Genomic DNA, 14,047 nt, shown 5'->3' with positions numbered 1-14,047 from the left:
CTTTCACCCCAATTTCATTTGTTGACCCAAGCTAACTCTTCGATCAAGTTGACGTGATGAGGATGTATCTTGAATTTCCTCTCAGGACCACTCCGGTATCTGGCCGCACTCGATGCAAGAGACGCCAAGTCAATTTCGGCTTGATTTAACAAGTCCTTCAAGTCTTGCTTGGGAATCTGGTTTTGCACAAGCAGGGGAAGAAGGCTTATGAGTGAACAAGGATTACTGGAGACTAAAACCAATGTTTCCCGTGACGTTGGGTAAGCGGCTTGATCAAGCCACGTGCTGTAATGACCTTCATTCGTGCTCTTTGCTTCGACTGTCCACCGTAGTCGGCGAATGACTAGGTGTTGCTGCATGATTGGCCAGAAGTCGTCACCATAGAAGTCAATACTCAACATCTCAGTGGTAGCCTCCCACAGCGCTTGAAATAGCGCGGCGGATTGCTTAAGTATTTCGGGATTCAGCGTCTCCTGCGCGTTGGTAGTACAGTCCAGAATTCCCAAGCCTACGTCAACCAATATGCGCATTAGTCCTGAAGCATCAGAAGGTTGCCATTCCTTAGAAATTTTATAAATGGGACGGAATTCGAGGATTTCTCTCAGCGCAACGCTAGAGTTCCACATGCTCAACCAGTGACTGGTGAAGGTATCGCTCAATGCGACAGAGTATCCAAGCACTCGGCAAGCATAGTTGTTGGGCTGAGTGGCATGATATTGGCTAACATGACTTCGAAGCGACTTACCTTTGGAAGCGTCCCACTCGGTAGGTGTCAAGTTCCATTCTTTGATGAAAGCACTGACATCCGGTATCGGAAACTTGTCGGGGTAGTTCGAATGTAGCAGTGCCAGCATGGATTGGTAAGCCCATGGCTCCCAAGAAAAATTCAATTGTTCGGAAATGGCTGGTGAATAGGGAAGAGGGAGTTTTTCGGCTAATGCCCATAATATGTCTTGGCTGCTTAGCGGTCGTTTTTTATCCGAATTATTATCAGGGAAGTTAAGGTGTTGGCGAGTTAGCCATGTGCCCCACCGCTTAAAAAGCCCCTCGAAATCGGTTCTTTTAGAGACAGTATCAACAAAACTGGCTTGCAGTGACTTGACGTGCTGCTCTAGCACAGACGGATGATATTCTTCGCCATTGGCTATGTGGAGGATTTTCGCACTTCCATGCCTGAGCAAGCTGGGAAGCAATATGGCACCATTCCATGAGCCATCACTTTTGAAACTCGGTTGAGACCAGAGTGTGAACTGTTCCCACAGTTCGTAGTTACGGTAAAACTCCGGACTGCCGAGTACTCGATTGATCAAGATTAGATTGTTTGTCGAATTCATCCATTTGAACAGTTTATCTGGATCAAGTTTCGCCAGTAATTCAATCCATGGCCAACTGGATTGATCGAACCGACTTTCCCTAGCATGCCCGTACCAAATTTCATCGAGGGTAGTAGGATGGTATGGATCAACCCCATCTTCCTGAAGCAGTTTTTTTTCAGCATCGACGAAATGTTGTTCGGCTAAATCTAAGAGTGCTTCTTTGAAAGAAGCATTTTTCAAAGCTATAACCAGTGCAACTTCCGTCCACAAATGCTCAAGCCACCATGAGTTTCGGACGAGAGCCTTAAAGGCATTATACCGGTTTTCGGTTTCTGAAGAGGCCCATGCCGTTACAATTCCAATCGCCAGGGCAGCCTGAATTTTTGGATCGTCCGACGCATCGAAGTCCTCGTTGGAACCACCTAGGATGGTGGTAAACCTCTTAATAGCATTCTTGGCATCATCCTGAACTAAGAAGTAGTCAATAACAGACGTGATCAATGGATTGGGAGATGAAAAGCTACCTTCTGCAAACTCTTCAATAACTGACTCTGCAATTATGTACGATTTATATCTTTCCGATTCATAAGCGGGCGGCAAGTGCCATTCTTTGTTCATGCCTATTTTTTCCCTTTAATGTTGGCCATCTTCCAAACTGTTTCAAAAAATTGCACGGCATCATGAGCCTCAGCATTCCAGCCTCTACTCACAGCATTTACGTCTCGGTGAAAACCGCCGACAGTTGCGCCAAAATGCCATAATTCGTTATCGATGATAGCAAAGCGATCGTGAAGACAGTCGGCGTCTTTGAGGGTAAATGAGAGCTCTATTGTTATAGGTGGGGAGAGTTTGGAACGGTCTTCTGTTACGACCTGCTTTAAATCCTCGAAAGCTTTCTCGATGTCTTTCTGTAAACTATGATAACCAGTCAAAATCTTTACTGTTTTAATATGTTCTGTGTAAAACCACGCCACAACATGATTTATTCTTCGATTATGGTCGGGCTTCTGACCATCTGCAGAAAATAAGTGCCTGTCAATTATCCACACCTCTCTAGCAGTACTAAGTGCTTTTTCAAACTCCTCGACTAACCGTACATTCGGAGCCTCACGACGAGCAATGATGGCATTGGCGCATGGGAAATGATGACGAGATTCGTCCCGGTAGGGTGCCTCGCAAGGTATAAGTAGCTGCGGAGTAAAATTTGCCTCTACCGCCGGAGTGAGCATACTGACATTATTTTGTGATAGAAGTTTAACCATTATCAATGTCCTGCGCACCCCGCGTTTCCGCATCCTGCGTCCCTTGTGCGTCCGGTTTACCATGAGCCTTAGTCCCACCTTTCGCTTTATGTACTACCTTTGCTTCTTTAGCGTCTGCCATACCACGCCCGCAATACACACATGTCTTCTTAGTCGCCCCTTTCAGGACTTTGAAGTCCTCCAAAGGGATAGAATTGTTAAAAAGGCCCGTGAGGTGGGTGAGTATTTTTTCACCATGGGGTATGCGCATGGTCAGTGTTGGCCGTATACCGATAGAGTTCAAAGAACTGCCGATCATCCATACACGTCCATCGACCGCGATGAATCGATCATGGAACAGACTACTTTCAGTATTGGCGACTTTTATTTCAATGCTGTTTTTGTGGCTGGCATGGAAGATAGTTAGGGTTTGCAGCAATGCCTGCTGTGTGTCCAGTTCCGCCTCACTATCGGCTTCAATACCTGATCCCGCTTCTTTGATCTGTTTGAAGGCATTGTTTGAAGTAAGGATTTGTATCTTGACGTCGTCTCGCTCAATAGCAAATAGGTATTGGGAAATTTGGTTTGCACTGAAGTAGGGATCGGCTATGAAGATGCTTGAGCGAGCATGCTTGAGCTTTTTCCTGATGTGATCGAGTGCCTCCTTGCGCTGGTTAGCTGTAAACCATGTCTGATCATATATTTGGGCGCTGTAATTAAGGAGTCGCTCGTTTTTCGCCTCTAACAAACGCTGGAAGGCGTCTGCTGTGTTTGGTGCTTCACCCAATGTTTGTGAGGACGCTAAGGTTTTTTTTTCGGTAAAGTACTCATTGACTGGACTCTTCTTTCTATCTGTTTCTGGGGAACTAACCTTGACGCGTCGCTCTACTATCTCAGTCCTCATGTTCATTTGTCGTATGAACTGTCGCATGGGCGTTTGCAGCAAGACACCGCGTTCCGTATGTGTGAGGACAATACCAGAGCCGTGGATGGAGGAAGGCCTTTCAATCACAACCAAGCCATCCTCTGGTACAGGAACTGTATCGAAGGAGGTGAGCATCCCTTCTTGTCCTTCCATCGAAGTCAAGCTGAGATTTTTGAGTTTACGGCCTGGGTGAGGCCTCACATGGAAGTACAACAATTCGGAACCGTCCTCTCTAGGGTCAACGAACTGTCGGACAGAATGAACGTCACAATCAGGGACAGCGAGCGCCATCCCACCCAAATATTCAGGATACTCCCTAAAATCGACGTGCATGTGGTGCTCCAAGAATTGAAAGGCTTCCTGGCACTGCTTGCTTTGTCCATCTGTGTCAAGAAAGCTCGGCCATTCCTGGCTGTCTGAAATTCGGCGTGAATACCTGATGATACCAAGATTGCGGAAGGGGAGTGAAGAACGCTCAGATCTCAGCGTAATGTCTTCGCTTTCCATTGGTACACCCAGTACTGGCCATCTTGGAAAGTCGCTTAGCCTGCCACTTGTGAGGGGTTCGCCATCAGAATTAGCCCGGAAACCATGCAGAGGAGTCGGTGTATGAAGCTCTTTGGATTCACTTCGATACCACTTGATGGCCTCTTCTGCTGTCATGACTATACGATCGACCGCAATGGCGCCTTCTTTGTTAAATTTTTTGATGTAAGGCTTGGGAGGTCTTATAGGAGGTTGCCTTCCTGATGCCAGCAACCAGACCGATGCGAACAGCAAACGTAGAGGGGGCCGCTCAGAAGTAGAGCTTGGCGGTACAATCACTGCGACATGAACGACCGCGTGTTCGAAGCCGTCAGTCAATTTACTATAGAGGCTACTGCTTTCGGTACTTTCCATGTATGGCTCGCTATCGGTCAAAGGTGCTGATTTGATATTTTCGATGGACTACCGCTAATAAGGTCACTTAGCCGGATGAACGAAGGTACTTTATGCAGCGGAAAGGGAGAAGGCAGTAACATTTCATTGAGGAATTCCGTCACGACGTCACCCTGGCTACTATCATAGAGGCATTCAGAGGTTTCCGAAAGATGTCGTAGCCGTCGATCACTAGCAGGCAATGACTAGACAGAAAACAGTAGTAAAATAATGGCCGCTCATGGTCGAGGGATGTTTGGGAGAGCATCTGTTTCTGGCACAAAGCAATCGATACAGCCTTTACGCATCGGTTGCATAAATCCAGTCAGCACATTGAGGACATCTCTTCTCTCCATACCAGCTGGTTTCGCACCAACAACATCGCCATTGCCGTATAGTTGTGTTAGCAGGTCGAAGACGCTTTCCTGGAAGTGGTATGGTTTGTCGTGAGGTTTGCTTTGGTACTGTCTGGTGCTTGTTAAATAGACATGTTTTAAGCCGAGCAACATGGCTGATATGCACTGGCAGGTGCACGAACGTTCGTGTTGATGTCAGAGGATCAAACTGAACACCGATCTGCAGTTTGCAGTAAACACAATGCAATGATTCAAAATCAACCTGTTGAACAGATTCTGGTGTAACCCATTCACCATGTACGGTGACGGCGTGAGTGGCTAAGACGAAGTAACTCATCATTAACTCCGGAATAAATGAAAAAAGCCAGCATGGTTAGCTGGCTTTGTGGATAGAAGATGAAGGAAGTATTAGCGTCTGGTACAGCGGGTTAGATTTACCGGCTTCTTTTTGTTCTCTTCCTGTTTTTCAATGAACGTACCTCTCCGCGACCAAAGGTCCTAGCATTTCCAGGGAGAACCAGCCGGGCGCAGGCATCGATTTTAGTGATGTAACTTAGCGCCTGAAGCAACCCCTTGTCTTTACTACTGTCACCGCGTTTCAGTTTGCCGAGGCAGCAGTCCTCATAACGCGCTTTGTTAGCGTTGCAGTTGTAGTAGATGCCTCTACCTTTAGTGATGGTGTTTTTCCAGTATTCACCAAAAGTATGAGCAATCGTGCCATCCTGTTGTGCCTTATTTCCATTTAAGATGAATAGCATGTGGTAATGAAATTTACGCTGTGGCGCATATTCCAGTTTCCACACTGTCCCGAGAACATGGCGAAACAATGGATTCTTTTGCATATTGCGAAACAGTTGCTGACGGTTCTTACGGGCGTCATCAGCTGTGATATCAGCTTTATGCTCATTTGCCCATGATAAATCAACACGGAGAACCAGCAGCCGGGAATGACGCTCCTGCAGGTGTCCGATGTAATTCATCACTCCTTTAAAGTTTTTAACCGAAGCCCGTTGGTACTTTCTGTACGCCTGTTTAAACCCTGCCTGACTCACAGCGGATCGGTAATCCTGTACCAGCTTGTTCAGCATCTCTGCCGTGGTAATGGTATCTGCTCCCACTATTTTCCCGTTATGGATACGGGCATATAAATCAGCGTTGTCAAATAAACGCTGGAATGTCGCAATGCGTGGATTAGCTATTCTTAATTCCATTGCTTCTTGAGGAAGTATATTAAGATAACGGATTGCATCAAGGATGATGGCTGACTCTGCACTCTCTTTATAGCCTGACCGGTTATACAAAATAGTGAAAGGTAACTTACATCTTTTGCTGATAGTTTTAAGGCAACTATCAAGTTGTTCTAATCTGAATCTAAATTCATTGTCATCGGATATGGTGATATAGGGAGTGTTATTCTCAATGTGATATTCAGCATGAGATAACAGGAATGATTCTGGTAAGTTCATAATGTATTTCTCTGAAGCCAGTCAGCCATTGCTGAATGGTAATTTATTAGTGTGTTTATTAGATGCGTGTCTTTGTCTGATGTTCACGATGAATAGTGATATCAGAGATAGTGTCTGTGTGATAACAAAGTGTAAGCGTATGACGCTGCAATGAGGTGGGTATAAAGTGTTTATATGGGGTAGTATTGTTTGGTGATTTAATATGCGTTAAATACAATAATAAATAAACCGACTATATAAATCATATCAAGCCCATGTGCGATAAGGCATGACAGTATAAAAGCATGGTGTGAAGTTAGTGATCATTTTATCACTATCTTTAGTTGCCTTTTATGCTCTTGAGTCATTAATGCGGGCTTCTAACCATTCTTTTACTTCACGTTCAAGCCAACGAGAGCTACGGCCAAATTTAACAGGTTTAGGGAATTTCCCTTCCTGTATCATTTTGTAAAACCACTTATCAGACAGTTCGGTCATTTTAGTAATGAAAACCATATCTACGAATTTATCGTTGTGAATATCAATCATGCTCATGAAAGTCTCCGGAAATGTATCAGGAGGACACCGGGTGGCATCCTTTCATGTCATAGGTCATATATGTACAGCTTTACTTTCTTGACCGAATGTTTTTTGAAAGATGGAATACTTCACATGTATAAAAGAGTACTTCCAATAACCTTAACATACTGTTTATGCTCCTCCGGCAGCGCGCGCTTCATTATCATGGAACTAGTTTTATGGGGGATAGAGTGCTGACCGATTTTAGTATCCTAAAATCTGATATAATCCCAGTAATGAAAGGGTTTTTGAGTGATAAAGACACTACATTTTTAACTATCAAAAACACGATTTTTTTGACTACGTTGATCACTAGCTATTAAAATAGAGAATGGTTAAGTGGAAGTGATGTTCAGAAAGGAGAAAATAATGAGTGGGTCGCTTCACAGTATAATAATTAATAACAAAAGAGATCTGCGACTTTTTCTATGGTACCTCTCTGCTAGAGATATTGCGGTTTTAGTTAATAAACTCTCAGAGGTTAAGGGAATATATAGCGAAAGTGATATTTTTGGGCGAGATGTAAGGATTGCATCCCTTGCAATCAACCAAGCTTTGATACTAATAAAAGACAAGGAAACAAAGAGTGTTTACTCCTTGTCTTTTGATTTTTTCAAGTCACTCCAGTTATCACCCAGTGAGTTTTCATGGATAAAGAAATCTTCTGATGCGTGTTATTTCACATGGCTATATATAAGAAGCATGGTTCATGATTGCAATGCATTACTGCAGCCGGACCTGAAGGTGGTTTCTAAGTTAAGGAATGAAAACTATCCTGCCGGGAAACATGATTTTATGTATAACAAACTACAGCTAACTACTTTTCCGGTAGATAACAAAGAGCGTATAGTCGCGATTGAAGATTTTTTTGATCGGGCTCCTGCGAGCATTCGATCTAAATTAAATTTGATGCATCATATTAGAACTCAATGGGAACATTTTTATCATTTGAGCAAGGAGTTCCCTCTCTCTCCAAGAGATAAGAAAAAATGTGAGTGGGCATGGGATTATATAAAAAAAGACAGAAGTGGAATGAATACAAGGAAAAAAATGCCTGATGGTTCCTTATCCGATATCTTAAATGCCCCTTCCATAACAGAAAAAAATATGCTGTCTATGCTAAGACCATCAGGTAGCTATGAGAAATACATGGCGGTAAAATTCTCTCACATTTTCAACTTCGTGAAAGATGAGCGATTTATTCAGAGATTTAGAAAAGCATGGGAGGTACATGTCTATAGAACCTCAGCTAACGCACGGAAAAAGAAAAACAGGGTGCATATAAGTATAGGTTCTCCAGTATCAGAATCGGCACCAGATGTTTCCCTGGGGATCAATTTGACTGATTACACGGATTCTTATCTTGCAGATGAATTTTGTAAACTTAATACAAATAAGGATTCATTAATTCAATATGATCCTAAAGAAAACGAGTATTCTATTCCAGTTGATTGTAATCAGAAGCGCACAATAGAATCTGAAGTCCTTCAGTCAATTCATCCTCATAACAGAGCACAAGGTAGTTTGTTATCTCAAGAAATAGAAAAAACATCTCAGCACCTTCGTCAAAAATATTCAAAAAAGAAAAAGCCAGCGACTTATAAGGAATTTGAGATGATTAGTCTGAGCTCAATGATGAAAAGGAAGATGACAGAAGGGGATAAGGATTAAGCTATTGATGAACAGAATAGTTGTATTTTTTTTCAAGTCTATATCACCTATCTGAACAACTCCGGTAAAGATATGCCGGGGTTGCTCTAACCAACTGATCTACTTCACCGATCGATACACACTCATGGATAGTTTAAAACTATCAATTAGTCTTTATTGATCGTTGTCGCGATAGATTATAACGATCAATTTCTGAAAACTGATCTGTATTAACGATTATCCGCTGCCTCATTTAATGAATACGATCAGCCTGCTTCCCTTAAAACGGAAGCGGGCTTTTTTGTATTTAAATCATCAAGAAAGGAAGCTAAATGCTCAGAAACTATCATGCAATTCTGGCTGGATTACTGCTGCTTAGCCACAGTGCCATCGCCATACAGGGTGACCAGCAATGGGGTGACTGGTACGGCAACATCAGTGCCATGGAGTTTGAACTCAATACGCAGAATACGGCAGGTGAAGTGCTCACACTGACCTGCACAACCGGAAAGCTGGCTGCTGCTTACAGCGTACCTGCGGAGGATTACCGCGTCTCGTCACAAACAGGGCTTTCTGAACCTGGAGTCAGTATCAATGGTACGAACCATCCTCTGGATGAAACGGCCTTTACTGCGCTAAAAGCGACAAGTGAAAAAGACGTAATAAAAATGACTTCTATGAATGCCCCTATCTCTAAAAAATTCATCGCCAAAGGGCTGAATGATGCGCTGGCTGATGCCACCTGGCAGGACTGTATTAATCATTAATAAACTGAAAGGAAACCTTATGCGTAAACTCGTTATTTTATCTCTCAGCTCCGCAGCACTGTTTATTCCTTTGGTCTCGTCTGCAATGACAATTCACGGCGACATACATCCCGAACGCTATACTTTCTTTCTGACTCAGGAAGGCAGTAATCAACTGAAACAGGCAAATGACCGGATAGCGAAGAACCCGCAGGCTTATACGCTTGATGTGAATCATACCGGCATTCAACCCTTTGACACCGTTCGCTGGGACGGGAAGCCTGTAAAAGCCGTCACCTGCGTCCTGGTAGACGGCGTGATGATGGGACAAAAAGCCACGTGGTCACAATGTAAAGACGAGAGCGGTGCTGAGTATTTCGGCAATAAAGGCTGGCTGGTACGTGATTACGTCGCAAAAGCCTGTCAAGTCGGAAAATCAGATTGTCCTGTTTATCTTGTGCTTCAAACAGATTCTCCAACAATGCGAAGTGATATGGCGAATTTCGTTCCTGCTCCTAAAAACTTTAATGCTTCGACAAGCCTGACGGATGAAATTAAATCTGAAGGTTGCCAGATGGCGGATAACTCCTTTGAACATGCCAAAAGTAGTCAGCGTTGTCGTGCCATTAATACCGTGCGTTTCATCCGCAAACAAAATACCGAAGCGGCATATGAAGCTGATCTCACTACCACGACGGGTGAAGCACTCACAATGTCAGTCGGTTATACCTACGGAAATGCCTCAAGTGAAGAGCCGCACGCTCGTACAATTTCAGTGAGGTACGGAGATATCATTACGGATATTCGCAAACAGGGAAACTGGCTTCCTAATGGCTATAAATAGCTGTTCCATATGGCTTCATGTTCATCACGAATTGTCAGTTCAGGGAGATTGAAATGAAAACAAAAATACATCAGGAATCACCGCAAGTAGCAGACTGCACCTGGCCGCTAGTGCTGAGTGTCGCTGGTGTCACGCTGATGCGTAGCCATTCTGTTGCGGTTAAAGCACTGGGATCCAGTCTCACCACACTGAGTCTGATTCGCATCATTAAAAAACTCGCCACACTTGCCTAATCTCTCTTTCTGAGTGCTCAGAGGATAAAAACAATATGTCTGAAAATACCCAGGGGAAACTCAAAGGACTGAAAGAGAAATTCAGTATGCGGCGAAATGTCTCCTCCACTGATGACCCGGTTGAGCGTGTTGAAGAAAAGGTCAGTGAGCAAATGACGGAAACGCCAGAATCTCGTACTACCCGATATAAGCGATTGCTCGATATTATCGTTATCAACGGCTTGCTGAACATTGCTGAAGATAAACTCAGTGATGATGCGTTTATTGAGTCAGTGTTCAGTAAGGCTTATGAGCTTCTGCCTGTACCAGTCAGACTGGTTGTCAGAAGGGAATGGTGCCTGGGTTATCTCCAGTCACGGAAAGCCCCACTACTGGCGCAACTACAGCTCTACCGGGCCGAAAGGCACGGCTCTGCAGAACCAGTGCCGCCAGCCCTGGAACCCACGTTACCATCAGCGACCTAATCAGACTCATTAATAACAGACAGGGCCATCCTCCGGGGTGGCCTTTTTTATGCCCATTTTCTACAGGAGTTTTTATGACCCGTTTAGCCAGCCGCTTCGGCTCAGTCAATCTTGTTCGCCGCGACCGCCCGTTAACCCGTGACGAACTGGCACACTATGTGCCGAGTATCTTCAGCGAAGATAAACATGAATCCCGCAGTGACAGGTACACCTATATCCCGACTATTTCCCTGCTCGATAACCTACAACGCGAAGGCTTCCAGCCATTCTTTGCCTGCCAGACCCGAGTTCGGGACCAGAGCAAGCGAGAGCACACCAAACACATGCTGCGCCTGCGTCGCGAAGGCCAGATTACTGGCAAACAGGTGCCCGAAATCATCCTCCTTAACAGCCATGACGGCTCCAGTTCATACCAGATGCTACCGGGATTATTTCGTTCAGTTTGTCAGAATGGTTTGATTTGTGGTGAGTCGTTTGGGGAAGTACGCGTGCCGCATAAAGGTAACGTGGTGGAGAAAGTCATTGAAGGGGCTTACGAAGTACTGGGGATATTTGACCGGGTAGAGGAGAAGCGCGATGCCATGCAGTCGCTGATGTTACCACCACCCGCGCAGCAGGCGATGGCGAAAGCAGCATTAACCTATCGCTTTGGTGAAGAGCATCAACCGGTGACGGAATCGCAGATACTTTCCCCGCGTCGCTGGCAGGATGAGAGTAATGACCTGTGGACCACTTACCAGCGTATTCAGGAAAACCTGATTAAAGGTGGGTTGTCAGGGCGAACAACTCAGGGTAAACGCGCTCATACTCGCGCTGTTAAAGGTATCGACGGTGACGTGAAGCTCAATCGCGCTTTGTGGGTGATGGCTGAGAATATGCTGCAACTGGCTTCATGAACCTTTTTACCACTACTTCCTCAGGCCCTATAGGTAACTCGGCAGGGCCTTTTGCTTTAAGGAACACTTATGTCAGCACTCAATTTATCACCAGTATTTCCAGCAAACGAGCAGCGTATTATTCGCCGCGCGCTTCGACTGCTGGAGAAGTATCAGCGTCAACCCAGTGAGCCATTTATCTCCACCAGCGTCACTAAAACCTGGCTGCAACTTCAGATGGCTCACCTGGAGCGTGAGGCCTTCATCGTGATGTATCTCGACAATCAACACTGCCTGCTGGAACGAGAAACATTGTTTACCGGCACGCTCAGTCATACCGAAGTGCATCCACGTGAAGTGGTGAAGTCAGCCCTGAAGCACAATGCAGCTGCTGTAATTCTGGCTCACAACCATCCATCGGGTACGACAGAAATCAGCCAGCAGGATAAACATATCACCCAGCGGATCGTAAAAGCGTTGGCACTGGTGGAAGTGCGAGTGCTGGATCATCTCGTAGTCGGGAACGAAGTGGTTTCTTTTGCCGAGCGTGGTTTGCTTTGAACGGAGATTTTCATGCCATTTACACCATCCCATGAGTGGGGGTTACAAAGCGATATCACCCCTCGCTTTGGAGCCAGATTAGTTCAGGAAGGCAATCGCCTACATTACCTCGCTGACAGAGCCGGTTTGACGGGGAGCTTTAGTCCAGAGCAATTACAGAAACTGGAACAAACTTTCTCTCTGTTTATCGCACAACTGGAAAATATGCTGCGTTCCGGCAAGCTCAATCCTCGTTGGCAACATCAGGTGAAGGTTCACCTTGCCGGATTAACCTGTGTAGCTGATACCCGTGCAAGTTGCGGCTACGTTTACATTTCAATTTATCCAGCCCAGTAACACCTCATCTCTTCTTCTTTTATCAGGACTTCAATCATGCAAATTTCAACTGTACCGGCCACGGTGCCGGTTTCGTCACGTCTGTCGCCCGTTCAGGTCTGGCAGCAACTGTTAACGTATCTTTTAGAGCACCATTACGACCTCACACTTAACGACACACCATTCCATGACGATGCAGCAATCCTGGAGCATATTGAAGCGGGAATAACGCTGGCTGATGCGATAAATTTCCTGATGGAACGCTATGAACTGATACGCACTGACCGTAAAGGGTTCACATGGCAAGAGCAGACGCCATTCCTGACTGCTACCGACATTCTCAGAGCAAGGCGAGCTACCGGATTAATGAATACTTAAATTCTTCGAGCCTAATTCCTGATTTTTACCTCTGAACTTCCCACCTTTTTTATTCATCGCATAATGCGCCTGCCACTTCCGGCAGGCGTGTTTGCTTTTATGGACGATTAACGATGCAAACAGAACCCGACGTGTTAACAGATCACAACGAACTTATCCTTTCGACCAATATCGAACGTGTGGTCACTGGCCGCGATGCCGCACTGAAACAGATATAACAACTTATTCAGCAGCTTGATACCATTTCACGGCTAACTTCAGAAATTGGTGGTGGTACGGCGCAAGACAGGGCGATGAAATCCGGGCACCGCTACGATAGTTGGCTGACTGAAACGGTGGATAAAGCGATGCCTGCCGTCACCTGCAATATAGATCGCAGCATCTGGCGAGACCTGATGCTGAAGTCCGGCATGATGGCCTTGATGGATGCACAGACTCGCGACCATTGGCATAAGAACCTGGAGGAGGGCGATCTTCCTGCTATCAGCGAGGCGAATATCCTCAGCACCTTTGAGCAGTTACATCTGAACAAAATGGACGTTTTTGAACGTGGCATCATCAATGTCTTCAAAGGTCTGTCGTGGGATTATAAAACCAATAGTCCCTGTAGCTTTGGTAAAAAGATCATCGTCAACAATCTGGTTACGCATAACCGCTGGGGATTTAGTCTGAACTGGGGCTGGCGTCGGGATCAACTGGCGGATCTGGAGCGAATGCTGTTTCTGCTGGATGGTAAACACATCCCTGACAACCGGGGTGATATCTCTACCAGATTGATGGAGCATATTCGTGATAATCCGGCTAAGGACGTTTACGAAGATGAGTTCTTCAGCATTCGTTATTTTCAAAAGGGTACTGCGCACTTGACCTTTAAGCGCCAAGAGTTGATTGAGATGATGAACGATATCATCGCTAAAAACTATCCAGGAATGTTAGCTAAACCTAGATGATGTGGCCATTTTAAATAGGCTCTTTGCTGGTAAAAACGGCTTAAAACTGGGAATATAACACTTGATCTAACTCATTGATTTTTAATGTTTGCTAATTGAAATTGATTGAGTATACAAGTGAGTATACAAAGTAATATTAACTAATTTTATATTTATTTAATTCAGTTGTTTAGGTTGATTTGGCGAGTCCGGCCTTCGCACCATTAGTATGTAAATAGACCTCAACTGAGGTCTTTTTTTATGTCTAAAAT

The 14,047-nt window shown here is 45.0% G+C and carries 15 protein-coding genes and 1 pseudogene; 10 read left to right on the top strand and 6 right to left on the bottom strand.

The features are described 5' to 3' along the window. Window positions 1-14 precede the first annotated feature (14 nt). The 6 genes from AC0Z7K_RS16045 to AC0Z7K_RS16020 form a co-directional block, all read right to left on the bottom strand. A complete protein-coding gene (locus tag AC0Z7K_RS16045; RefSeq protein WP_485615160.1) occupies window positions 15-1,934 on the bottom strand; it encodes a hypothetical protein in 1,920 nt (639 codons plus the stop codon). Window positions 1,935-1,936: 2 nt separating this feature from the next. Continuing rightward, window positions 1,937-2,578, bottom strand: coding sequence for a hypothetical protein (locus AC0Z7K_RS16040; protein ID WP_485615159.1), 642 nt, complete (start codon window positions 2,576-2,578; stop codon window positions 1,937-1,939). Then, the gene (locus tag AC0Z7K_RS16035) at window positions 2,571-4,382 is read right to left on the bottom strand and encodes a VPA1262 family N-terminal domain-containing protein (protein WP_485615158.1); all 1,812 of its coding nucleotides are present in this window, start codon (window positions 4,380-4,382) and stop codon (window positions 2,571-2,573) included. Before AC0Z7K_RS16035 ends, AC0Z7K_RS16040 begins: the two co-directional genes overlap by 8 nt. 318 nt (window positions 4,383-4,700) lie before the next feature. Next, window positions 4,701-5,093 (bottom strand): putative zinc ribbon protein, encoded by a 393-nt coding sequence (locus AC0Z7K_RS16030; protein WP_485615175.1) that lies wholly within the window; start codon window positions 5,091-5,093, stop codon window positions 4,701-4,703. 97 nt (window positions 5,094-5,190) lie between these two features. Continuing rightward, window positions 5,191-6,222, bottom strand: a complete 1,032-nt coding sequence (locus AC0Z7K_RS16025; protein ID WP_485615157.1) for a YagK/YfjJ domain-containing protein — start codon at window positions 6,220-6,222, stop codon at window positions 5,191-5,193. A gap of 330 nt (window positions 6,223-6,552) precedes the next feature. Next, window positions 6,553-6,756 (bottom strand): helix-turn-helix transcriptional regulator, encoded by a 204-nt coding sequence (locus AC0Z7K_RS16020; RefSeq protein ID WP_485615156.1) that lies wholly within the window; start codon window positions 6,754-6,756, stop codon window positions 6,553-6,555. A 393-nt stretch (window positions 6,757-7,149) separates the two neighbouring features. On the opposite strand from AC0Z7K_RS16020, the gene AC0Z7K_RS16015 reads away from it, so the two are divergent. The 10 genes and pseudogenes from AC0Z7K_RS16015 to AC0Z7K_RS15970 all read left to right on the top strand — a co-directional run bounded on the left by AC0Z7K_RS16015 (window position 7,150) and on the right by AC0Z7K_RS15970 (window position 13,796). Continuing rightward, window positions 7,150-8,451 carry a hypothetical protein gene (locus AC0Z7K_RS16015; RefSeq protein WP_485615155.1) on the top strand — a complete coding sequence of 434 codons (1,302 nt, stop codon included), beginning with the start codon at window positions 7,150-7,152 and terminating at the stop codon, window positions 8,449-8,451. 311 nt (window positions 8,452-8,762) lie between these two features. Further along, window positions 8,763-9,197: a hypothetical protein gene (locus AC0Z7K_RS16010; RefSeq protein WP_485615154.1), complete on the top strand. Its 435-nt coding sequence runs from the start codon at window positions 8,763-8,765 to the stop codon at window positions 9,195-9,197. Window positions 9,198-9,216: 19 nt separating this feature from the next. Further along, entirely contained in the window at window positions 9,217-10,020 is an 804-nt protein-coding gene (locus AC0Z7K_RS16005) for a hypothetical protein (protein ID WP_485615153.1), read from the top strand. Window positions 10,021-10,073: 53 nt separating this feature from the next. Continuing rightward, window positions 10,074-10,253 carry a hypothetical protein gene (locus tag AC0Z7K_RS16000; protein ID WP_485615152.1) on the top strand — a complete coding sequence of 60 codons (180 nt, stop codon included), beginning with the start codon at window positions 10,074-10,076 and terminating at the stop codon, window positions 10,251-10,253. A 35-nt stretch (window positions 10,254-10,288) separates the two neighbouring features. Beyond that, complete coding sequence (locus tag AC0Z7K_RS15995) at window positions 10,289-10,717, top strand: hypothetical protein (RefSeq protein ID WP_485615151.1); 429 nt, start codon at window positions 10,289-10,291, stop codon at window positions 10,715-10,717. 74 nt (window positions 10,718-10,791) lie between these two features. After that, window positions 10,792-11,613 (top strand): DUF932 domain-containing protein, encoded by an 822-nt coding sequence (locus tag AC0Z7K_RS15990; RefSeq protein ID WP_485615150.1) that lies wholly within the window; start codon window positions 10,792-10,794, stop codon window positions 11,611-11,613. Window positions 11,614-11,682: 69 nt separating this feature from the next. Then, complete coding sequence (gene radC, locus AC0Z7K_RS15985; protein ID WP_050116125.1) at window positions 11,683-12,153, top strand: RadC family protein; 471 nt, start codon at window positions 11,683-11,685, stop codon at window positions 12,151-12,153. A 12-nt stretch (window positions 12,154-12,165) separates the two neighbouring features. Further along, entirely contained in the window at window positions 12,166-12,489 is a 324-nt protein-coding gene (locus AC0Z7K_RS15980; RefSeq protein WP_154151199.1) for a type IV toxin-antitoxin system YeeU family antitoxin, read from the top strand. Between the two features lie 36 nt (window positions 12,490-12,525). Continuing rightward, window positions 12,526-12,846, top strand: coding sequence for a TA system toxin CbtA family protein (locus tag AC0Z7K_RS15975; protein ID WP_485615149.1), 321 nt, complete (start codon window positions 12,526-12,528; stop codon window positions 12,844-12,846). Window positions 12,847-12,959: 113 nt separating this feature from the next. Continuing rightward, window positions 12,960-13,796, top strand: a pseudogene (locus AC0Z7K_RS15970) (DUF4942 domain-containing protein). The last annotated feature ends 251 nt before the right edge of the window (window positions 13,797-14,047 follow it).

The sequence above is a fragment of the Rahnella sp. 1L-D-7-B-C2 genome (genome assembly GCF_057290995.1).
This window is presented reverse-complemented; position numbering and strand designations above follow the sequence as displayed.

What these genes read in the sequence shown, in the direction of transcription:
- AC0Z7K_RS16045 (WP_485615160.1), bottom strand. Translation starts at nt 1,934, where the DNA reads ATGAACAAAGAATGGCACTTGCCGCCCGCTTATGAATCGGAAAGATAT.
- AC0Z7K_RS16040 (WP_485615159.1), bottom strand. Translation starts at nt 2,578, where the DNA reads ATGGTTAAACTTCTATCACAAAATAATGTCAGTATGCTCACTCCGGCG.
- AC0Z7K_RS16035 (WP_485615158.1), bottom strand. Translation starts at nt 4,382, where the DNA reads ATGGAAAGTACCGAAAGCAGTAGCCTCTATAGTAAATTGACTGACGGC.
- AC0Z7K_RS16030 (WP_485615175.1), bottom strand. Translation starts at nt 5,093, where the DNA reads ATGAGTTACTTCGTCTTAGCCACTCACGCCGTCACCGTACATGGTGAA.
- AC0Z7K_RS16025 (WP_485615157.1), bottom strand. Translation starts at nt 6,222, where the DNA reads ATGAACTTACCAGAATCATTCCTGTTATCTCATGCTGAATATCACATT.
- AC0Z7K_RS16020 (WP_485615156.1), bottom strand. Translation starts at nt 6,756, where the DNA reads ATGAGCATGATTGATATTCACAACGATAAATTCGTAGATATGGTTTTC.
- AC0Z7K_RS16015 (WP_485615155.1), top strand. Translation starts at nt 7,150, where the DNA reads ATGAGTGGGTCGCTTCACAGTATAATAATTAATAACAAAAGAGATCTG.
- AC0Z7K_RS16010 (WP_485615154.1), top strand. Translation starts at nt 8,763, where the DNA reads ATGCTCAGAAACTATCATGCAATTCTGGCTGGATTACTGCTGCTTAGC.
- AC0Z7K_RS16005 (WP_485615153.1), top strand. Translation starts at nt 9,217, where the DNA reads ATGCGTAAACTCGTTATTTTATCTCTCAGCTCCGCAGCACTGTTTATT.
- AC0Z7K_RS16000 (WP_485615152.1), top strand. Translation starts at nt 10,074, where the DNA reads ATGAAAACAAAAATACATCAGGAATCACCGCAAGTAGCAGACTGCACC.
- AC0Z7K_RS15995 (WP_485615151.1), top strand. Translation starts at nt 10,289, where the DNA reads ATGTCTGAAAATACCCAGGGGAAACTCAAAGGACTGAAAGAGAAATTC.
- AC0Z7K_RS15990 (WP_485615150.1), top strand. Translation starts at nt 10,792, where the DNA reads ATGACCCGTTTAGCCAGCCGCTTCGGCTCAGTCAATCTTGTTCGCCGC.
- radC (WP_050116125.1), top strand. Translation starts at nt 11,683, where the DNA reads ATGTCAGCACTCAATTTATCACCAGTATTTCCAGCAAACGAGCAGCGT.
- AC0Z7K_RS15980 (WP_154151199.1), top strand. Translation starts at nt 12,166, where the DNA reads ATGCCATTTACACCATCCCATGAGTGGGGGTTACAAAGCGATATCACC.
- AC0Z7K_RS15975 (WP_485615149.1), top strand. Translation starts at nt 12,526, where the DNA reads ATGCAAATTTCAACTGTACCGGCCACGGTGCCGGTTTCGTCACGTCTG.